Below are 21,073 nucleotides of genomic sequence, written 5' to 3'. Positions count from 1 at the left end.
CGATAGGTAACGACAATTTGGGACATGTACCATACATATACCATTATACTTGAATATTACGAGGATGGGAAGGGATCATTTTGCGCAGGGAAAACGAATTTCTGTACATGAGGCTGTACCATACTTTGAAAGAACAGATTATGACCGGCTTGGTGAAGCCTGGTGATTATCTGCTGCCGGAGAACGAACTGTGCGAATTTTACAAAATGAGCCGTAATTCGGTACGCAAAGCTCTGGAACAGCTTCAGAATGACGGACTTGTTATCAAACGGCCGGGGCTCGGCACGATGGTCCCCGCCGATCTCGTCATCTCGCCATCAGACCGCAATGTACTGCGAATTCTGACTCCATACCCGGCTCACTTCGTCGATAACGGGCTGCCCGCCATCATCGACGCATTCTCCAAGAGATATCCCCATGTAGATGTCAAGGTGCTGAGTCTGCCGGCCTTGAACTTCTGGAAATCGTTCCAATCGAGCTCCGAGATGGGGCTCAGTCCCGATATCGTCATGGTATCGGATTTGCAGCTTGCCGACAGCGACGTCCTTGCTCCCTTTTCCGATGTGACGACCGCTTTGGAAGATCGCCTGCACACCATTTACCCGAAATTGCTAAACCGGTTTCGTCATGAAGGCCAACTGATCGCGGCGCCGTTAACCTTCACGCCGGTATTTTTGGCATACAACCCACAGCTTTTTGCGAATGATAACATTTCCCGGCCGACAGAAGCCTGGACGCTGGACGATTTTCTCAATGCCGCCGAGGGATTGACTCATGTCAGCAACGGGATGCCCGTTCGCTACGGCTTTTCCGTCTACCCCTATATTTCCCGCTGGCCGGTGCTTGCCCTGCAGAACGGCGGAGCCAAGGAGGGGGGCGGCTTGAAGGAGAACAGCCTGCGGACAGCCCTGACGCTGCTGCAGGACATGCTGTACCGGCGGCGCATCGCCACGATGTACCCCGAGTCTGACGCGAATCCTTTCCTGTACGAGAAAGCAGCCATGACGCTAACGACAACATTCGAAATGTCCGGATGGAAGGACCGGAGCCTCAGCTTTACGCCTGAAGTCGCTCCGCTGCCGTTCGGCCCGTTGAAGGCTACGCTGCTGCAGGCCAATGCGCTGATGATACCTGCCGAGGCCAGCTCCCCCGAGCTGGCCCGCGAATTCATTCGAGTGGCCCTGGATCCCGGCGTACAGCAGGCCATGTATGAGCGCTCGTCCTTCCTATCGGTTATCCGGGAAGTCAATCAAGCGGCATGTACCGAAAGCTACCTGCGCGCGCTTAATATTGAGGACCCGTTAATGAACAACAACTTCTTTATTCATGATTTGTTCAACGAGGCCGAGATCGCTGAACTCAAATCCGAGTTTGCTTTGTTCTGGCTCGGGCTCGAGTCCGCAGAAGCGGCGGCCACAGCTTGTGCCCAAATCCGTTAGGGGACTCAAAAAGAACCCGGGGTTCTTTCATAATGATTAGGTCAACGGAGTTTCCGTCTGGCCTTTTTTTCATGCTGCCAATGCCAATCATTTCCAAGAAAAAGAAGCCTCCATTCCCACTTTACAACGGGTTGGAGGCTTCCTTGCTGTGGCCCATTCCGTAAACTTCGGACAAGCTCCAGTCTTCTTTTTGCAGCGTTAAACCTTATAGGCTTTCATCGCTTTGCGGACTTCCTTCAAGGAAGGGCGTTTGCCGTACATCAGAACGCCTACTCTGTAAATCTTCGCCGACAGCCATCCGAAGAAACCGATGGATACAATCAGTATGACTATGGACAGCCCAACCTCCCACAGGGCCGGATCACCGACCCCTATACGCAGGAACATAATCATCGGCGTAAAGAAAGGAATATAGGACGTCACGGTGACGAAGGTGCTGTCCGGGCTGCTTAAGCCAAACATGCCGATATAAAATCCGGCCAACAGAATAAACGTAAGCGGGGTGACCGCCTGACCGAGATCCTCCGTCCGGCTGACCAGAGAACCGACTGCCGCAAACAGGAACGCATAGAGCAGAAACCCTGCCAGATAGAAGAAGAAAAAGCCTGCGATCAACGGCAGCGGAATTTGACTCAACTGAATCCCCATGGAGCTTAGAATCTCTATATTATGCGGAAGCAGTAGATTAATGGCCGCCACTACAGCGAAGATGGCGATTTGTGCCAGCCCGAGCAGCAGCATCCCGATCACTTTCCCGAACATTTGCGTCATGGGCGAAATGCTGGAAATCAATATTTCCATCACCCGAGAGCTCTTCTCCGCCGTCACTTCGGTGGATACCAGGTTGCCGTACATCATGACGGACATGAACAGCAGGAATACAAGGACATAGACAAGCCCCATAGCAATCGCCCTTTCCCCAGGGTCCTTCTCTGCCATTCCCCCTTCTTGAGGACTTATCTCCATCGTTTTAAGCTCTACCGGTGTATTCAGCCGGACCAGCTGCTCCTGACTCAATCCAAGCTCTTTAACGACCGCTTCTGTCTTAACGGACTGCATAACCGTCGTCAGAATCGACTGTTCACCCGTTCCCAGGCTGCCATCGGAATGGTAGATCGCCTGAACTAATGTTCCTCTCTCTTCCACCAGCTCCAGGTAACCTGATATTTCTCCGCTGTCAATCTTGCCCTTCGCTTGCTGCAGATTGGCTTCCGGAGATCCGACATCCGGCAGCAGCACGATCTTCAGCTCTCCATCTTCCTGTTGATTGAGAGACGCAGCTATGTCCTGAGAGTAACGGCTTCCCTTCGCTATCCCGACCGCTTTCACCTCATTGGAGGAAAATAACGAAATAATGTAAGGCAAATTAATGACTATACTTATGATTACTGCAAAAATGATGGTGGTTACTAAAGACGTTTTTGATAAAAACCGGTTTCTGAATGTGAACCGGATAACGCTCATCATATTACTCATGTCCGCTACCTACTTTCTTAATGAAGATTTCGTTCAAGGTAGGCTCCAACACCTGGAATCTGGAAACACTGGTCTGCTCCATGGCCGTTTTCAAAATATGCTGTGCGCATTCGATCTTGGAAATACGAATCTCCACACCGTTCTCCCGTGGCAGAACCGCCTTCACGCCGTCAATTTTCTCCAGGCCGGTAACCTTGGAGTCCGTCTCCAAAATAATGCGTTCTTTAGGAAACGAGCTCTTGATCTCCTTCAGATTGCCTTTCAGCACCACATTCGATTTATGAAGGATGCAAATATTTTGGCAGAGCTCCTCCACGTGATCCATCCGGTGGCTGGAGAAGAGGATCGTCTTGCCTTGGTCCCTTAGCTCCAACACCGTCTTTTTGAGCAATTCCACGTTAACCGGGTCCAATCCGCTGAAAGCTTCATCCAGAATCAGAATATCCGGATTATGAATCACCGAGGCGATAAACTGGATTTTCTGCTGGTTTCCTTTGGACAGCTCTTCCACCTTTTTATTGTAATATTCCGGAACTCCGAATTTATCGAGCCATTCCTTCAAATGTTTATCCGCGGTTTTGCGGGACACTCCCCGTAGTTCGGCCAGATAAACGATTTGTTCGCTCACTTTGATCTTCGGATACAGCCCCCGCTCCTCCGGCAAATAGCCCATCGTCTTCCGCAAGCTCTCGTTATAAGGCTGTCCCTTCCACAGGATTCTGCCGCTATCCGGGACAATGAGCCCCAAGACCATCCGCATCGTCGTCGTCTTCCCGGCACCATTACCGCCCAGGAGCCCGAAGATTTCCCCTTCCTTGACCTCCAGACTGACTCCATTGACAGCCGTATGCTCTCCGAACCGCTTGATGATTTCGTGTACTTCTAATCCTGCCATTATCCAGCTCCCCTTTCCTTTCCTGCAGATACCCCGTGTTTATTCATTAAATGATAAAAAATTTCGTCCAGCTCAAGCGACTCTGTTTTAATAATCGGGTTTCCTTCCTCGGCCAGAGCCTGTCTCGTTTCCTCGAAGGAACTGGTTACGATTCGAACAGGCCCCGAACCCGAGCTTTCCATTACGCCGGGAAACTGTTTCGAACGGTCGGAAGAGCGCTCCACCCATACCGCCTTCCACTCATCCAGCAAGACATCCTTCTCATACATGCCTAACTGCTGCCCGTAACATATAAAAATAACATAGTCGGCCAGCTTCTTAACTTCGTCCATGATATGCGTAGCCATAAGTACCGATTTACTGCCGCTTTCCATAAAGCGGTGAATGTCCTCCACCATCGCCCGGGAAGCAAATGGATCCAGCCCGGAGGAAGGTTCATCCAGAAGCAGCAGATCCGGGTCATGGGCCATGGCCAGGGCAATGGACAATTTTCTCCGTACCCCCTTGGACATCCCTTTGAAACGGAGCTTGGGATCCAAGGAATAAAGCTGCATCAATTCCTGGAATCGGTCCTTCTGCCAGTTTGGATACCAATGCGAGTAGAAGCGGACAGCATCCTTAACTGTTCTCCAGCTATCGTCCCATTCTGAAAGCTCAGGAACATATCCTGTCCTCCGCTTGATCTCCACCCCATTCTCGGGGTAGGAACGGCCGAATAGACGGATCGAGCCTTCGTCGGGATAAGCCAGGCTCATCAGCATCCGGAAGAGCGTGCTCTTGCCGGAGCCGTTCGGTCCTACTACGGCGGTTATATAGCCCGGCTCCAGGCTGAAATTCAACGGGCCGAGAACAAACCGATTATCGTAATGCTTGCGTACATCTGAAACGGTCAATACCGGTTCCATAGTCTCTCCCCTTTTTTCTTTAAAATTCGGTACACGCTTGCTCTCCAACCCTTCATGCAAAAAGGCCCATCATGTTCTAAGTCGGCCTCATGGACACGGCTATGCTTTCTAGATTTTGAAGCGCTTCGGTTATTCATAGTCCTACAAGACGCAAGCGCCCATTAATTCGGTTCTGTATCCTGCAGCAGCTCGTCCAGAATGGATCTCATTTCATCGGAGGAGCACTGTACCTGTCTTCCTGTCTCTACTGCTTGACGGAAAGCTTCATAGACTGCCACATTACGGAACCGTTCCCGTTCCTCTTCGCCCACTCTGGCCACAAATGTGCCGGTGCCTTGTCTTGTATAAAGCAATCCCTCCTGCTCCAAATCCTGATACACTCTGCGGATGGTAATGACACTGCAGGACAGATCCGCTGCGAATTCCCGAATAGAGGGCAGTAGCATGCCTTCCGGCAAATGTCTGCTTAGAATCATGGCTCTCAACTGCTCCTTGATCTGATGATATAGAGGCTTACCGCTATCATTAGTAATTGTGACCGGAATGCGCATCATCCCCACCTCCACTCCATTCTCTTGCCGCACAATCTAACTTGCATCCCGCCAGTCTAACCGTCGAACGGAAATGCGCAAGCAGACTGCTTGGATCACCCCACCAACCGCTATACTGATTAAGGGGGCCAGAATGCTGCTCTTGCCGGCCAGTTCCATACTTTCCTCCACGAGATGAATTCCAGCCAACTGCAGTCCCGCCACGACAAAGATTAGAAGGAACATATGAATCACGCAGCATATAAAATACGTTCTCTCTTTAAGAGAGAGCTCCATCGGAAGATATAAGCCGCCGCAAGCCAATGAATATCCGAGCCAAATAAACACGAAGGAAATGTACTGCTCTCTCGTGAGAGGAAGAAGTTCCCATTGACTTATAAAATATAGAGGGACAAAATAAACTAGACTCATGATTACAAAAACCAGTAAGTATGCAATGTAACGGCTGAAAACAATCTCAAAGGTAGTAACGGGAAGGCTCTTAAGCAGCGTCAGTTTCTTGGACAGAGCATGGGATTTCCACCAATTGCTCCCATAATCTCTGGACATGAAAGTAAACCCAATCGTTCCCGTAACGGCCAAGAAGAATATATCGGCAGCAAAGCGAGTAAACAGTGTGTAGCTCTGACTGTATAGTAAAGAAACAGTCGTCAGGGAAAAGAAAAAGTAAAATATCGTTGTCCATAACCATCCCCAACCGGTTCGAACACTTTCGTATTTTATTAAAAACCGGACATTCTTCCACATGAACATCCTGTCCACCGACGATCACCTTCTCCTCTGTTCTCTATCCGTTTTCCAATCCATATTTATGCTGTGATTACTGTATATATTGTTATATACAGTATACAGATTTGAATTCTGTAATGCAATACTATTCATCGATTTTCTTTATACTCTCCAAATCTATCTACGCTCTCCTAATCTTCCTGCCTGTAAAATACTTGGTTGCCAGTTCTTTTTGCTATATTTATATATCTCGTTTCTTAATGAGTCTAAGCCAAACATAAAAAAATCTGCACCTTTAAGTGCAGATTTGATTTAGCGTATAGAAGGTTACCAGCCAAAAATAGCGTCAATGACCGGCTTGGTATCTCCCCCAGGATAGAGGACATAGAGCAAAGTATAAACAATAACTCCCGTCGGAGCTGTTATCAACCACATGACAGCCGTCCAACGGCCGAGTTTTCGGTGCTTGGCAAAGCTTTTCTTATAAGCGAGAGTTAAAGTCACAATTCCGAATACCGCAGATACCGTTGCCAGCACAATGTGAAATAATAAGAAGACATAATAAAACGATCTTACCGCATCAGGAGCACTCTCGGCTATAGCGGTATTTCCCGCAAAGATGGTTCTCGATACATATACGATAAAAAAAGCAACGGCAAATATCGCTCCGGCTACCATAAACCGTTCGTGCGCTATCCGGTTTTTCTGACGAATATGATACCAGCCAATCGCTACCAGAACAGCGCTAATGACGATAAAAGAGGTGCTGATCGTTGGAAGTAAGTAGTTCAATGCCATCCCGTCCCATTAATTTATGATGATGGTACTTGTTTAGGATTTAATACAGAATCCCGCGTTTCCCCCGATTCGCTGCGCTTCATCGGCTGCAGTGATTCCAGGAGATCCCGATCCATCTGCTCTTCCTTCTTCCTTTCCGAACGGAACCATTCGAAGAAGCTGTAGGCCAGAACAATTCCATAGACAATCTCCTGCATAATCTTCATGACGACTCCGCCCATCTGTTGGTCATCTAACGAAGGAAGGAAGAATAATGTTTGCGGTGCCCCCATATACACGTCGTAAACCAACACTTGAGTAAAAATTAACAGAGCGCAAGCCGGAGTCAACAGGACGCCGTTGGCAAACATATACACCATCTTCTGAAGACCGTTGAGTCTGCTCCATTTCGGATCTTTGACAAAAATCGGAAACCACATTTGGAAAGCCGTCAGCATCAGAACCCAATGATAGATTAGATGGAGATAATGAACTTCCATAATATAGTTAAAAATTGTCGGAATGTGGTAGAAAGAAAATAAAGCGTTAAAGACAATCACGCTAATAAGCGGATGAGTAATCCGGTACAGCCACGGTTTGATCCACTTAATCTCAATTATCGATTTTATAAGCCAATGTGGCAGCCCCAAATAAAATAAAGGCGGGAAGACGAGGTAAATCAAAGACATCTGCAGCATATGAGAACTGAACAAATGGCTGTGTCCGTAATAATTGATCGGCGTTCCCTGAGCCAGATAATAGACGCCAAGCGCCGTAATCATTAATGCCTTGGTGCCTCCGCTTACCGGTCCCGACTCTGCAAAAAATTTGCGCCCGGGGCCCATCAAATAAAAATAGACGACACCGGCCAGAATCACCAGCAGCAGAATGTCAGGTCTCCATAGAGCGAAGAAATCCGGGTTTTGATGGATATGTCCTGTATTTGGCACGGGTTTTACCCCCTTATTTTCCTGTTTAACAAAGCCAAAGCATCATTTTATCCAAGAAGAAACGGCGGCCATCCTTGTCCAAGGAGTACAGTTTCTCGATGAAATATAAGAACTGAATAAGCATGCAAAACTTATACTTTCTTATATTTTAAAGAAAGAGAGGCGGTACCAGTCTAATCTAATCCCGCCTCTCCCCCTATAAATACTTACCACCAAATCCAAAATAGTGCCGCTACGACTCCACACATTCCGAAGATAGCTCCGAAGAAAATGCCGATAATCGGGAAGGTGTGATCCTTTTCCTTCATATGCATCCACACCGCCAATTGGAAAACCGCCTGGACGATGGCCAGCAGAATCAGGAACGCTACCAGAAATGCTTTGCTCAAGCCGCCGTAGATTACAGCGGCAAAAGCAAACATCGTCAACAAAATCGAGACAAGATACGTAATATAATGGTTTTTCGGGCCTTCAACGCGATGACGTACATTTGGCGCAGAAGATTGCTGTTCTGAACTCATCCGTTTAACCCACCTTTCCCATTAAGTAAACTACGGTGAAGATAAATACCCAAATTACGTCGACATAGTGCCAGTACAAGCTGGCTACGTAAAATTTAGGCGCGGTCACTACCGTTAATCCTTTTCTGTAACCTTGAATAATCAGCATTGTGATCCAAATCGTTCCGAATACAACGTGCGCACCGTGGAAACCGACCAAGGTGTAGAAGGATGTACCGAAGGCGCTGCTTGTAAATGTATGGCCTTCATGAACGTACTCCACAAATTCATAAATCTCAAGACCCAGGAAGGATAAACCGAGAACAACGGTTGCGATCAGCCATCCGAGCATAGCCTGGACCTTGTGCTTATGCATGGCGATCATTGCCAGCACGCTCGTCAAGGAGCTTGTGAGAAGAATCAATGTTGCCGTACCGACCATGCCGAGCTTGAATATTTCATCGGCCGTCGGGCCCTCCGGAACCTGATTCCGAAGGGCGATAAAGCCCGCGAACAGAGTTCCGAAGAGGACGGTCTCGCCGCCTAGAAAAAACCAAAACGCCAAAAGTTTATTTTTACCTTCAAGTGTCGCTTTTTCCGGTTGGGCAGGAAGTGTGCCGTTCATGTGATTTGCATTTGCCATTTAAGCCTTACCTCCCTTTCCTTGCAGTTCCTCCAGTTCGATATGCCAACCCGGATCGTCCTTGAACGAACGGATAATCATGCACAGGAAGAAGATTGCAAGGCCGAAAATCGCGATAATATGGTCACCGAACAATGTATTCATCAGGCTGCTGCCGAAATCATATCGGGCAAACATGAAGCCGAACCCGGAAATAAACAGCGCAAGCGACATGATGAATGGCAGAATCGATGGAGACGGCATATGAATCGGCCCGAGAGGCTCCGCCGGAGTCATCTCTTTGTTACCTGCCATCTTCTCTTTGAACAGAGCATCCAATCCGCGAACGAGCGGAAGCTGCTTAAAGTTATATTCCGGAGCAGGAGAAGGAATCGTCCACTCCAATGTACGTCCATCCCACGGATCCGCAGGAGCGTCTGCCGGTTTCATAGCTGCAATAATAATGTTAAGAACGAATACGACTACACCGACTCCCATCAATGCTGCGCCTATAGTACTCAAGAAGTTGCCCAGCTCGAGCTGTTGTCCCGGCAGGAACGTATATACCCGGCGCGGCATTCCCATCAAGCCCAAGAAGTGCTGCGGGAAGAATGTAAGATGGAATCCGATAAAGAATGTCCAGAAGTGCAGCTTGCCCAGGCCTTCGTTAAGCATACGTCCGAACATCTTAGGCCACCAGTAGTAGAAGCCTGCGAAGATACCGAACATCATTCCGCCTACGATAGTGTAGTGGAAGTGAGCAACAACGAAGTAAGAGTCATGGTATTGGAAGTCAGCCGGAGGAACAGATAACATAACCCCGGTCATACCGCCGATCAAGAAGGTTGGAATGAATCCGACCGCCCACAGGTTAGCGGCGGTGAAGCGGATTTGTCCTCCCCACATCGTGAACAGCCAGTTAAAGATTTTAATCCCGGTCGGTACGGCGATAGCCATGGTTGCTACAGCAAAGATCGAGTTAGCTACAGGCCCCATTCCTACCGTATACATATGGTGAACCCAAACCATGAAGCCCAGGAACCCAATCAGGATAGTCGCGAACACCATGGAGCTGTATCCGAACAATCTCTTCTTGGAGAATGTGCTGACGACTTCAGAGATGATCCCGAATGCCGGCAGGATCAGAATATACACCTCAGGGTGTCCGAAAATCCAGAAAATATGCTGCCAAAGAACGATATTTCCACCCTTGGCTACATTAAAGAAGTTTCCGTCGAACAGACGGTCGAACATTAGCTGGACCAAACCTACGGTTACCGCAGGGAAAGCAAACAGAATCAATGCCGAAGTAATAAATGCAGTCCACGTAAACAACGGCATACGCATGTAAGTCATTCCAGGAGCACGCATATTTACGATCGTAACGAGGAAGTTAATTCCTCCAATCAGAGTACCCAAACCGGAAATCTGCAAACCGACTACGTAGAAATCCACTCCGAACAAGCTGGTATCTGTAGACAACGGAACGTATGCGGTCCATCCGGCGTCCGGGGCCCCACCCATGAACCAGCTCAGGTTCAGCAGCAGACCGCCGAAGAAGAACAGCCAAAATCCGAGAGAGTTCAGGAACGGGAACGCTACGTCACGTGCACCGATCTGTAAAGGAACGATAGCGTTCATAAAACCTAAAAGCATCGGCATGGCCGCCAAGAAGATCATGGTCGTACCATGCATAGTTATTAACTGGTTAAACGTGCCTCCAACGAAAATTTCCAGGTTGGGGTAGAGAAGCTGAATCCGGATCAGGAGGGCTTCCAATCCCCCGATGAGGAAGAACATTCCCCCTGCAAGGAAATATAGAATCCCTATTTTCTTATGGTCAATCGTAGTTAACCAATCCATTAAGCCGGTGTAACGTTTTACCGCATGAGATTGAGCCAACGTGGTTACCTCCTTTTTTCAAAGCTGTCCGTTATTGCAACGATAATTGATTTAAGTATTTAACAAGCTGATCCAGCTGCTCTTCCGTCAAATTGATCTTAGGCATCTTATTGCCCGGCTTGACGGCTTGCGGGTCCCGAATCCATTTCTTTATGTTCTCATCGTTATGTTCCAGGATGCCAGCGACCAATTCACGGTCAGCGAATCCGGTCAGGTTAGGCCCCATGCTTAAGCCTTCTGCTCCGACCGCATGGCAGGACAGACAGTTGTCTTTGAAAATTTGCTCTCCCTGAGATGCTTCAGCGGTAATCGTTGCAGGTGTCTTCATCTTGTCGATCCATTCTTGGAATTCAGCCTCCGTCTTCGCCACTACTTTGAAGTCCATCAAGGCGTGGGAAGCTCCGCAAAGCTCTGCACATTTACCACGGTAAACTCCCGGTTCGTCTGCCTCCAGATGGCTGACGTTCATCATACCGGGGTTGGTGTCAATCTTCCCTCCAAGAGCAGGAATCCAGAAGGAGTGGTTAACATCGGAAGCTGTGACTTGGAACGAAACTTGCTGTCCCGCAGGAATTACAAGGTCTTGAGCGGTGATAATTCCATATTGAGGATACTCGAACTGCCACCAGAATTGATGCGCGGTTACCTTCACCTGGAGAATATCGTCGTTCTGAGTGTAGTCCTCTGAGTGCTTAAATGTATACGTAACAGTAGGAACCGCAAGAATGATCAACAGAATGATCGGAATGACGGTCCAGATCACTTCCAGCAAGTGGCTGCCTTCCACCTGCTTCGGAATGATATCCTTATCTCCCTTACGTTTCGTGAAACGCAGAAGAACGTAGGTGTAGATGGATATTACGACCACAAACACAAAAATCATGATCCCTATGCTGAGCTTTATCATGAACAGTTGTTCCCTAGCTACAGGCCCTTTGGGATCAAGCGCGGAAAGGTTAGGTTCGCCACACCCGGTCAGCAAAAACGCCAATACCGCCAGCAGGGGCATTAGACGCCATACAAATTTCCAACGATTCATCTTTTATCAACCCCAATTTTCTGTTTTAACCGCTATCACCATGGATGCGCACCGTGTCAAGAAACCTAATCACGTATTAACTATAAATTCGTTATACAGGTTTGTCAATCTTCCTAGGAAAGTTCACACAATGTTCTAAATCCTTGCCACGACTCGGTTTAGAGCCATCCGTTTTTGTCATTTCCATCTCGAAAATGCAGGTTTTGCCTTCTGGGAATGGGCATAATTTGAACTTCCTGACCCATGCTATCTATACAACGATTATTCGCAACAAGGAGGAAAAACATGCATACTCGTTTAAATCGTACGGCCTGTTTCGTTTTCATCTCGATTATGCTTCTGATTACAAGCGGCTGTTACGATCTGAAGGCCGACCGCCGAAACGCCAACAATTATGGGAGCCGCATCGAGGTCCCTGCGGAGGAGCAGGGCAACAGAACTTACGGCATTAAGCAGCAGAGCGCTTCTTTCCACGATAATAAGACATTAGCGTTCAGCCAAAGCTTGTCCCGGGAAGTGGAGGAATTGGACGGCGTCAACAGCGCTATTGTCATGCTGACGGATCGCAATGCTTACTGTGCCATTCTCGTTGACAGCTCCGCCACCGGAACGACAGGCAGTACATCTGCACGCAAAGAAACGAACAATTCCGGCACCTCACTCGGCCGATACAACCCGTTTACCTTTAACCAGTACGCAAATCCGGAGGATCTCGCAACAGGAATTAACAACTACGATACCGTCGAGGACCCCGACCGCCTGGCTCACGGCTTCAAGCAGTCTATTGCCGAGCGGATTAAAGCCGCCTATCCCTCTGTCCAGCAGGTGTATATTTCCGCTAACCGGGATTTCATTAACCAAATGAACACCTACGCACAGGAAAGCTGGAAGGGATACCCTCTAGACGGTTATGTAGAAGATTTCAACCGGACCGTCCGCCAGCTATTCAGTCGTTCCGACAATAAACCCGTCCGGTAAGCTCTGCAGCCTTCCCCCCGGCCCCCGATCCCGGGATAAGCCGGGAAGGCTGCGGCCTTGGGCCGCGTTCTTTGCCCGAGCCTGTCCGGAAAATCTACATATTAAAGTAGTAGGTATTCCTTTAGTTAAACTTTATAGACCAGATTTTAGCGCAAAATATGGTATCCTTAATATGAATCCTTATTACGCAAGGAGGTTGCGCTTTAATGAAAATCATATCTATCGAGCCGACGCCTAGTCCGAATTCGATGAAAATCAATCTGGACGAGAAGCTTCCTGACGGCGTCCGCAAGGAATATAGCACTACTAATAAAGATCAAGCCCCCGAGAGCCTGCAGCGGCTTCTGGACATTGAAGGCGTGACCGGTATTTATCACGCCGCCGATTTTATCGCCATTGACCGTCACCCGAGAGGGGACTGGCAGCGGATTCTCACCGAGGCAAGGGAAATCCTCGGCGAGAGCGATCAGGCGGTGGCCGGCTCGGCTGCCGGGCCGGCTCCTGAAGCGGAAGCCCCGGCAGCCTTCGGTGAAGTGAAGGTGCTGGTCCAGACGTTCCGCGGAATCCCCATGCAAATTCGGGTGAGCAACGGAACGGAGGAACAGCGTGCCGCTCTCCCTGAGCGTTTCTCTCAAGCGGCCATGACCGCCGGCCTGGCCTCCCCCAATTTGATCAAGGAACGCAAATTGGAGGAGCAGGGCGTCCGCTATGGAGAGCTTAAGGACGTTCTGGAAGAGGTAATCCGCGAATACGATGCAGCCTACGACCAGCAACGTCTGGAAGCTATGATCGAGCAGGCCGCCCAGCAAGCGCCCGGCGAAACCGTCGTAGAAGAAGCCGCGTCGCTCGATGAGCTGGCTTCGGCAATGGAGAGCAGCGATTGGCGGACCCGCTATGCTGCTCTGGAAAGAATAGAGCCGACCGAAGAAGCTATCCCCCTGCTCTCCCGGGCACTGGATGATCCGCAGATGTCCATCCGCCGGTTGGCGACCGTATACCTGGGCGATATTAAAACTCCGGAAGTGCTGCCCTTGCTCTTCAAGGCTTTGAAGGACAAGACCGTGGCCGTGCGCAGAACGGCAGGAGATACGCTGTCCGACCTTGGCGATCCCGCTGCTATTGGTCCAATGGCAGACGCCCTGAAGGATACGAACAAGCTTGTCCGCTGGAGAGCGGCCCGGTTTCTGTATGAAACCGGCGATGAGACAGCCCTGCCGGCCTTGAAAGCAGCAAAGGACGATCCCGAGTTTGAAGTAAGCATGCAGATTAACATGGCCATAGAGCGGATCGAGGGCGGGGAGGCTGCTCTCGGATCAGTATGGCAGCAGATGACGAACCGCAATCGGGATTAGAGAGTAAATGTAAATTATCCTTTTTCTCTCAACGGGGACCGGTCAACCGACCGGTCCTTCTAATGTCATTGAGCCTGTTCCGCCAATCTTCGCCCTTGCTCATAATCGTTCGGGGCGCTGAATTGCGTCCCGGTCTGCTCCAAGTTTACGGCCGTTGCCCCAGATGCTTGTCTATCAGCTCCATCTTCATATTCCATAATTTCTGGCTCAATGATACGGGATACAGCTCCGGATTAAGCTTGCGCAAATATTCCGGCCAGAATAATTTTAGCTGCTCCTTGTGATGCTGACGGATTTGTTCCAAACCGGGAAGAGAATAAACCTGTTTCCCTTCTATATAAATCGGCTTAAGTATCGGATAGGCATCATAATTGGCAACCGTCTTGCGAATGAACGTATGGGTCGGATTGAACAGCTTGAGGCTCTGCCCCTGAACGGCATCCTCCTCCCCCTGGAGAGCGATATAGTCCCCTTCCGCCTTGCCCGTTGTGCGGTTGACTATCCGATAAACCTCTTTAATGCCCGGGGTCGTAATTTTCTCGGGATTTCCGGATATTTTGATCGCGGGAACATACTCCCCATCGACCTCCCTGGCCACCAGCTTGTAAATCCCTCCCAGCGAGGGCTGGTCTCCGGCTGTAATCAGCTGCGTCCCGACTCCCCATACATCAATCTTGGCTCCCTGGGCCTTCAGATTGAATATCGTATTCTCGTCCAAATCGTTGGATGCGGTAATCTTGACCTCGTTAAGCCCTGCTTCATCGAGCATTTGCCTTGCCCTTATGGACAGGTAAGCGAGATCTCCGCTGTCCAGACGAATTCCGAGCAGCTTCTTCCCCTGCTCCTTCAGCTTCAAGCCTACCTTGATGGCGTTCGGAACTCCGGACTTAAGCGTATCATAGGTATCTACCAGCAGAATTACCTGTCCCGGCAGTGCAGCGGCAAAACGCTCGAATGCCTCCTCTTCGGATTCGTGGCTCTGGACCCAGGCGTGAGCATGGGTCCCTTTGGTCGGGATGCCGAACCTCATCCCCGCAAGCACATTGGAGGTACCGTCGAAGCCCGCAATATAAGCTGCCCGCGCCCCCCATAACGCTGCATCGGCTTCCTGGGCACGTCGTGTTCCGAACTCCAGCAGCTGATCGTCGCCGGCCACTTGCTTAATTCTTGCCGCTTTGGTCGCCAGCAGCGTCTGATAATTCATGAAGTTAAGCATGGCCGTCTCTATCAATTGAGCTTCGAACACCCTGGCTTCCACTCTTATGAGAGGCTCATTCGGGAACGCGAGAGTCCCCTCTTCCATGGAATAAAGATTACCGGTAAACCGGAAATTCCGAAGCTCCTCGAGAAATCTCGGATCGTACCGCTCCTCTTGTCCGGCCAAATATTGAATCGCGGCTTCATCGAATTTCAATTCATTTAAATAATTAACAATTCTTTCCAACCCTGCGAAAACCGCGAATCCATTGCCGAAGGGCAGCTTGCGAAAATAAGCGTCAAAGACGGTTTTACAGTTGTGGGTTCCGTTATACCAATGCGCATACATCATGTTGATTTGATATTTATCCGTATGCAAGGCTAAGTTTGCTAAATCCAATGCGGGTCCTCCTATTCCTTAACGACCGATCCGGCGTTGACAATCGTAGCGCCCAATGTTCCTCTGAAATGAGAAAGCGCCCAGTCATGTCCTGCCGGATTGAAGCTGGCCACCGCATCCTGATGAATAAAGATTTGAAAGCCTTTGTTATAAGCCTCAACAGCAGTATGCAGGACACAAATATCCGTACATACTCCAACAAGATGCACCTCTTTAATTCCCCGTTCCTTGAGCTGAGCCTCCAGATCCGTACCGTGAAAAGCGCTGTATCTTGTTTTATCCATCCAGTAAATGCGATCCTTGTATTTGTCGTACACTTCTTTCAATTGACCATATAATTCCCGGCCGCTGGTTCCTCTGATATTGTGCGGCGGAAAGAGGAGCGTCTCCGGATGATCCGGGTCATTCTCTTCGTGCAAATCGACCGCCATCACGACAAAGTCTCCCCGTTCTGTAAATTCCCGCGTCAACTCCGCCATGCGTCCTTCAATCGCTATGGCCGGTTCGCCGCAGGGCAGCTTTCCTTCCACAAAATCATAAGTATAATCGATGACAATCAAAGCTTTCATTGCTTACCCTCCTCGGTTATCGGCAGAACGGCCGGGCCCGACGTTCCATCTTCGGTACCAGGCAAGAATGGCAAGCCCTTCCTCCGCCGGCATTCCTTTAATCCGAAACTCGGTGCCTCCCCCGCCTGAGGCGACTGTCGCTTTGGCCGTGCACAGCCCTTTCCTTAATTGGAAGGGATGGCGGCCGACGCTGTAAGACTGGATCCTTCCTCTAGGAATGATGGCCGTCATCCGGCTGATTCGCCGATATCGGAAAATAACCTTATCCGCATCGACGATCCAGCCTGCCGTTTTATATTTCCACCAGCCAAGCAGCAGGAACAGAACGACCAATCCCCAGCCGATTGCCCCCCATTTTGTAAAATAGCCTATAATTAATGTAAGGACGGCGAGTACGGCCGGTACGGGAAACAAATAACCGGGCAATGCTTTACGGGATACCGGAGTATAAGCTTTATCCTCTTCCTGCACAAACACGGGGGCAAATTCCTTAAGAAATTCTCTGACCTCATCTTTGCGCAGCAAAGGAAACAACAGGGTGGACTCCCCTTTCTCATTGCCATACCCGACACTCTCCACCTGAATGGAGGCCAGGCCGAACGGCTGCCAAACCGGTTCCTCGACAATCACTATCGCCTGAATTCTTCTGATCGGCAGCGTCACCCTCTTGATTTCGAGCAGCCCCCGCTCGATAAGCAGCTCATCTCCGTCCCGCGTGACGGTAAAATTGGCGAACCGGATCATAGCGGACAGAATAGCGACCAGTACAGCCAGCAATAAAATACATAATACCGCGAGGATCAGCATTCGCCAACCCCAACGGGCCACATTGCTGTAAAGAAATAAGTTCGGGAACCATTCATCCAGCTGTGTAAAGGCGGCAAATATAAGGGAAAACGCGACACCCAGACTCCCCGAAGTAAGTCCGGCAATGAACAATTGCCCGAACGGCAGCCTTCGGCTGGGTTTAGGCATAATAACATTGTCCTTGGCAGGCTCGAGCACCTCGGCGGGTGAGTCGACCCTCTCCTCCGGACCGCTATCCGCATCTTCTCTCTCCCGTTCGTCGCCCAATTCCTGCGTGTCCCGAACCGCTTCAGCCCTCTTCCGGCCCCGCAGTTCAAGCTGCAGATCAGCCGCAGCCTCCTTGGTCACCGCCGTCAGGACGGCTTCCGGCTTCTGGCCCCCCGCAGTCTGAACCTGCACCCGGACCAGGCCGAACAATCTGTGCAGCAGGCCTTCCGTGAGATCAATGCTTTGTATCCGTTCATAAGGAATGTACTGCCTTTTCTTAAAAAATACACCTTGATAGACAAACAATTTGCCGTCTTTGGTCCCATAACGAAATACTGCCCATGACCATATCCCCGAAACGATAGCCAGAACGAGGAACACGGCCCCGAACAGGATTCTGTAGGAATATTCTCCCGTTGCGCTTTGCCCCCTGAAAAACTGGGAAACAAAAATGATCAGAAGAGGAAGAAGAAAATCTTTAAGCGCACGCAGAGCCAGCAAAACCGAACTCAGTGGATGAAGCCGTTTTCCTTCAGACGTCTTCATTGGAAACCCTCGCTAACTCGGCAATCCGATCCCGGACCTGATCAGCAGTTTCATTGGCCAATGCGGGAATTTCATGGCCCCCTGCCGCCGTGGAGAAAGTTACGGTGGACAGCCCGAATTTACGCATAATCGGTCCTTGATTCGTATCGACATGCTGCACCCGGACCATCGGAATAATCGTTCGGGTCCGGAAGATGATGCCTCTCTGCAAATCGATTTCTTCCTCGCGGATCTCATAGCGCCAGCGGTGCCAGCTCCACTTGGGAACGATTACGACAAACCACACCGTCCCTATGGCAATCAATGCCCATACTATGGCGGAAATCCAGTAGGGCCAATCAAATTTAATGGTCAAGAACAGCAGAACTCCGCCGGCCGCCGCCATCAGAAATGACGTAATGGCGCCCTCCCATCTCCAGACGGTCAAGGCGCGAATATCTATCTTGTGCCTGGGTTCCGGGCGCATAGGGTACAACTCCTTCACTACACTCGAATGACTTCAAATTTACATTCATGACTTAAGTTTAAACCAGGATCCTAATGTACTATTGTAACGCAAAACATTCCCTAATAACCGTTGGTTGATTGCATCCTCCTGGTTATTCTACTCGTACGGCCTTCTTCTGGGCTATTAAACAAAGCTCGGCGGCCTTGAAGGCATGCTCCTGAGTCATGGCCTCCTCCGTCCTGTTCAGACAGTCCAGAATAAGCCGGCCGAAGTAAGGGAAGCCGACTTTGCCGCGGACGGATATATGCTGTTCCCCGTCCCGGTTAACCAAATAAACATGGTCCCCTTGCGGATCTCTGGCCACATCCGTATACTTGCGAAGCTCGATCGTTCCTTCCGTGCCCAGAATGATCGTTCTCCCGTCTCCCCACACCCCAAGGCCATCCGGAGTAAACCAGTCTACCCTGAAGTAATGGGTTGCTCCGTTATCTCCTATCAGAGTGGCGTCTCCGAAATCCTCAAGCTCGGGATACTGTTTATTATGATAGTTTGCTACCTTGCTGCTGACCACCTCTGCTTCCTTCACGCCGGCAAAGGTAAGGAACTGTTCGATCTGATGGCTTCCGATATCACATAGAATGCCCCCGTACTGCTCCTTCCGAAAAAACCAATCCGGACGCGATGAAGCATTCAACCGGTGCGGACCGAGACCCAGCACCTGCAGAACCCGGCCGATTCTTCCTTCACGAATGAGCTGCTCGGCATACACGGAGCTTTCGACATGCAGCCGCTCGCTGTAGTACACCGCATATTTGCGCCCGGTTTCGCGAACCTTCACCCTGGCGGACTCCAGCTGCTCCAATGTAGTGAACGGAGCTTTGTCGGTGAAATAGTCTTTGCCGTGGTCCATAACCCGCAATCCCAACGCACAGCGTTCGGAAGGAATTTTGGCCCCGGCCACCAGCTTGATCTCCGGATCATTCAGTATTCTTTCTTCGCTATCGGCAATCTGCACCTGAGGATAGCGCTTTTGAAAATTGGCGCATTTCACCGGGTCCGGATCATATACCCATTTCAACTCGGCTCCTGCCTCCAGCAAGCCGTTGCACATCCCGTAAATATGTCCGTGATCCAGACCGATGGCGGCGATTTGAAATTCCCCTTTGCCGCAAACGGCATTCGCCTTGCCGGTCGGCGCGTAATTCATCCCATCTTTTGCTTGCATTCCTATTCTCCAGCTCCCTTCGCCTAACTTCTGTTTATAGTGTAATGAATTGTCACCCAATTGGCAAAGCATCCTTTGGATAAATTTCTCAACATTTTGTAGTTTCAATCCTCCTGTTGATGTTTATTAACTTCATGAAGGCAAATCAAACAGAATGCCTCGAATGGATAAGGAGGAGAAATACGTGAAGAAAACCGGATTTTTGTTGTTGTCGGTAGTCATGGCGGTAATGTTGGTGTTGACCGGATGCGGAGACGGAGGCGGCAGCCCTGTAGATTCCGGAACGACTCCTTCTGAAAATGGAAGCACAGATCTCGGAACCGGCGGGAAGCTCAACGATTCTCTGGGAGATACGGATAAAGAAGCTCCCGGCAGCGATATCGGCGATAGCAAAGAGGGTACAGGAGACTAATCCTGTTCAAAAAAAGCGGGGCACCTTAAACAAGGTGCCTCTTTATTTTGTTTCCATTTATTTTCTTTTTGCCTATTTACAAAATATTCCGTCATATATTACAATACGAGTAAATATATTTGACCGAGTAATTTAAAGAGGATGTGTGACAGTATTGAATCAACTACCCTATCTAATGATCGATAAATTCGATCAGCTTAAAGCGTTGAGTGATCCGTTCCGGGCCCGAATCGTCATGCTGTTGATTGAAAACTCCTATACCGGGCAACAACTGGCGCAGCAACTGGAAATCCCCCGTTCGAAAATCCATTATCATCTCAATGAATTGGAAAAGAACGAATTGATTCGGGTCAACCGGACCGAAGTGAAGAACGGAATCATCCAGAAATTTTACCGTTCTGTCGCCAGAGGCTTCTTTCCATCTCCCGACCTGCTCCCCCATGCCACAGAAGTCAGTGATTACTTCCGGGAGAGTACGATCTCCAGCTTGGACCGTGCCAAGTTAAGGGCTCTTTCCGCTCCCGAACGAGCTTTTCAGCATACTTCCCCCGACAAGAACTCCTGGCCCCGGACTTCAATGCAAGCCGAGGTAAGAGCAACGGAAGAACAATTCGTAGAATGGCTGCGCAAATTCAGGAAGCTGGTCGCTGAGCTAGCCGAAATAGAATGCGGGGATGAAGGAAATTTGTACTATATTTCTACGGTCGCTTTTGAAATTGACGAACCTTGGTTCAATATCGAAGACGAAAATCAAGGAGGGCTCTCCTTCGATGAGAACAGCGAGAAGATAGACCCGCCGAATAAAGAAAATCTTGATAAGCAGTAAATTTTATAGAGCAATAAGGAGGCTGGAACCATGTTCATGGATTATTGGGCGAAAGAGAAATTCGCCGAGGAAAGACAACGGGAAACCGAGAGAGAGGCCCGCCACCGTTGGAAGGAAATGACGGATGCCTGCTCCCCTTCCACTATCGGAGCCGATGTCTCTTCCTACGAGTCTCTTCAACGGAAAGCAATGAGAGTGCTGGAGGACATGCTGAACAACGGCAAACCGGAGAACAGGCTGCGCGCAGCGGAGATTATTCTGAAAAATATGCCTAGGGCTGGGAGCGGCGGTATCTGCTGAAATGCTGTATCATTCGGAGGG

Annotated in this window: 22 protein-coding genes; 6 read left to right on the top strand and 16 right to left on the bottom strand. The window is 49.7% G+C overall.

Annotation, left to right across the window (positions count from 1 at the left end; all coding sequences use genetic code 11):
- Window positions 1-80: 80 nt before the first annotated feature.
- A complete protein-coding gene (locus tag ACTHRH_RS15760) occupies window positions 81-1,439 on the top strand; it encodes an extracellular solute-binding protein (RefSeq protein WP_440416447.1) in 1,359 nt (452 codons plus the stop codon).
- Between the two features lie 198 nt (window positions 1,440-1,637).
- Here the strand turns inward: ACTHRH_RS15760 and ACTHRH_RS15755 are convergent, their stop codons facing one another.
- The 11 genes from ACTHRH_RS15755 to coxB form a co-directional block, all read right to left on the bottom strand.
- Complete coding sequence (locus tag ACTHRH_RS15755; RefSeq protein ID WP_150959266.1) at window positions 1,638-2,915, bottom strand: ABC transporter permease; 1,278 nt, start codon at window positions 2,913-2,915, stop codon at window positions 1,638-1,640.
- Window positions 2,908-3,810, bottom strand: coding sequence for an ABC transporter ATP-binding protein (locus tag ACTHRH_RS15750; protein WP_150959267.1), 903 nt, complete (start codon window positions 3,808-3,810; stop codon window positions 2,908-2,910). The genes ACTHRH_RS15755 and ACTHRH_RS15750 overlap by 8 nt, the downstream gene beginning before the upstream one ends.
- Window positions 3,810-4,715, bottom strand: coding sequence for an ABC transporter ATP-binding protein (locus ACTHRH_RS15745; RefSeq protein ID WP_379285507.1), 906 nt, complete (start codon window positions 4,713-4,715; stop codon window positions 3,810-3,812). The genes ACTHRH_RS15750 and ACTHRH_RS15745 overlap by 1 nt, the downstream gene beginning before the upstream one ends.
- A gap of 161 nt (window positions 4,716-4,876) precedes the next feature.
- Entirely contained in the window at window positions 4,877-5,299 is a 423-nt protein-coding gene (locus ACTHRH_RS15740) for a GntR family transcriptional regulator (protein WP_440416444.1), read from the bottom strand.
- A 3-nt stretch (window positions 5,300-5,302) separates the two neighbouring features.
- Entirely contained in the window at window positions 5,303-6,019 is a 717-nt protein-coding gene (locus ACTHRH_RS15735) for an ABC-2 transporter permease (protein ID WP_440416514.1), read from the bottom strand.
- 303 nt (window positions 6,020-6,322) lie between these two features.
- Window positions 6,323-6,793 (bottom strand): DUF420 domain-containing protein, encoded by a 471-nt coding sequence (locus ACTHRH_RS15730; RefSeq protein WP_186328309.1) that lies wholly within the window; start codon window positions 6,791-6,793, stop codon window positions 6,323-6,325.
- A 14-nt stretch (window positions 6,794-6,807) separates the two neighbouring features.
- Window positions 6,808-7,722, bottom strand: coding sequence for a cytochrome c oxidase assembly protein (locus ACTHRH_RS15725; RefSeq protein WP_144935424.1), 915 nt, complete (start codon window positions 7,720-7,722; stop codon window positions 6,808-6,810).
- Between the two features lie 206 nt (window positions 7,723-7,928).
- Complete coding sequence (locus tag ACTHRH_RS15720; RefSeq protein ID WP_440416442.1) at window positions 7,929-8,243, bottom strand: cytochrome C oxidase subunit IV family protein; 315 nt, start codon at window positions 8,241-8,243, stop codon at window positions 7,929-7,931.
- Window positions 8,244-8,247: 4 nt separating this feature from the next.
- The gene (locus ACTHRH_RS15715) at window positions 8,248-8,865 is read right to left on the bottom strand and encodes a cytochrome (ubi)quinol oxidase subunit III (RefSeq protein WP_440416440.1); all 618 of its coding nucleotides are present in this window, start codon (window positions 8,863-8,865) and stop codon (window positions 8,248-8,250) included.
- Window positions 8,866-10,707 carry a cytochrome c oxidase subunit I gene (ctaD, locus tag ACTHRH_RS15710; protein ID WP_440416512.1) on the bottom strand — a complete coding sequence of 614 codons (1,842 nt, stop codon included), beginning with the start codon at window positions 10,705-10,707 and terminating at the stop codon, window positions 8,866-8,868.
- A gap of 70 nt (window positions 10,708-10,777) precedes the next feature.
- Window positions 10,778-11,785, bottom strand: a complete 1,008-nt coding sequence (gene coxB / locus ACTHRH_RS15705; RefSeq protein WP_144935435.1) for a cytochrome c oxidase subunit II — start codon at window positions 11,783-11,785, stop codon at window positions 10,778-10,780.
- A 285-nt stretch (window positions 11,786-12,070) separates the two neighbouring features.
- On the opposite strand from coxB, the gene ACTHRH_RS15700 reads away from it, so the two are divergent.
- Together ACTHRH_RS15700 and ACTHRH_RS15695 are read left to right on the top strand one after the other, a co-directional pair.
- A complete protein-coding gene (locus ACTHRH_RS15700) occupies window positions 12,071-12,763 on the top strand; it encodes a YhcN/YlaJ family sporulation lipoprotein (RefSeq protein ID WP_186328310.1) in 693 nt (230 codons plus the stop codon).
- A gap of 206 nt (window positions 12,764-12,969) precedes the next feature.
- On the top strand, window positions 12,970-14,115 hold the full coding sequence (locus ACTHRH_RS15695) for a conserved virulence factor C family protein (protein ID WP_440416437.1): 1,146 nt from the start codon (window positions 12,970-12,972) through the stop codon (window positions 14,113-14,115).
- Window positions 14,116-14,260: 145 nt separating this feature from the next.
- Here ACTHRH_RS15695 and ACTHRH_RS15690 read toward each other — a convergent pair whose 3' ends face one another.
- From ACTHRH_RS15690 to ACTHRH_RS15670, 5 genes are all read right to left on the bottom strand, one after another.
- Window positions 14,261-15,664, bottom strand: a complete 1,404-nt coding sequence (locus ACTHRH_RS15690) for a nicotinate phosphoribosyltransferase (RefSeq protein WP_440416510.1) — start codon at window positions 15,662-15,664, stop codon at window positions 14,261-14,263.
- Between the two features lie 59 nt (window positions 15,665-15,723).
- Window positions 15,724-16,281, bottom strand: coding sequence for a cysteine hydrolase family protein (locus tag ACTHRH_RS15685; protein ID WP_144935447.1), 558 nt, complete (start codon window positions 16,279-16,281; stop codon window positions 15,724-15,726).
- Window positions 16,282-16,284: 3 nt separating this feature from the next.
- Entirely contained in the window at window positions 16,285-17,841 is a 1,557-nt protein-coding gene (locus tag ACTHRH_RS15680; protein ID WP_440416435.1) for a PH domain-containing protein, read from the bottom strand.
- Window positions 17,828-18,307, bottom strand: a complete 480-nt coding sequence (locus ACTHRH_RS15675; protein ID WP_144935453.1) for a PH domain-containing protein — start codon at window positions 18,305-18,307, stop codon at window positions 17,828-17,830. The genes ACTHRH_RS15680 and ACTHRH_RS15675 overlap by 14 nt, the downstream gene beginning before the upstream one ends.
- Before the next feature lie 133 nt (window positions 18,308-18,440).
- Complete coding sequence (locus ACTHRH_RS15670) at window positions 18,441-19,514, bottom strand: Gfo/Idh/MocA family protein (RefSeq protein WP_144935455.1); 1,074 nt, start codon at window positions 19,512-19,514, stop codon at window positions 18,441-18,443.
- Window positions 19,515-19,698: 184 nt separating this feature from the next.
- Here ACTHRH_RS15670 and ACTHRH_RS15665 point away from each other — a divergent pair, with 184 nt between their 5' ends.
- The 3 genes from ACTHRH_RS15665 (at window position 19,699) to ACTHRH_RS15655 (ending at window position 21,052) form a co-directional block, all read left to right on the top strand.
- Window positions 19,699-19,926, top strand: coding sequence for a hypothetical protein (locus ACTHRH_RS15665; protein WP_144935458.1), 228 nt, complete (start codon window positions 19,699-19,701; stop codon window positions 19,924-19,926).
- Window positions 19,927-20,080: 154 nt separating this feature from the next.
- The gene (locus tag ACTHRH_RS15660) at window positions 20,081-20,752 is read left to right on the top strand and encodes an ArsR/SmtB family transcription factor (protein ID WP_144935461.1); all 672 of its coding nucleotides are present in this window, start codon (window positions 20,081-20,083) and stop codon (window positions 20,750-20,752) included.
- A gap of 30 nt (window positions 20,753-20,782) precedes the next feature.
- Window positions 20,783-21,052, top strand: coding sequence for a hypothetical protein (locus ACTHRH_RS15655; RefSeq protein ID WP_440416431.1), 270 nt, complete (start codon window positions 20,783-20,785; stop codon window positions 21,050-21,052).
- The last annotated feature ends 21 nt before the right edge of the window (window positions 21,053-21,073 follow it).

This window comes from Paenibacillus sp. SAFN-117 (assembly GCF_051966115.1).
GTDB lineage: Bacteria > Bacillota > Bacilli > Paenibacillales > NBRC-103111 > Paenibacillus_L > Paenibacillus_L residui.
The sequence above is the reverse complement of the archived record's forward strand: the minus strand, read 5'-3'. Positions and strand labels throughout refer to the sequence as shown.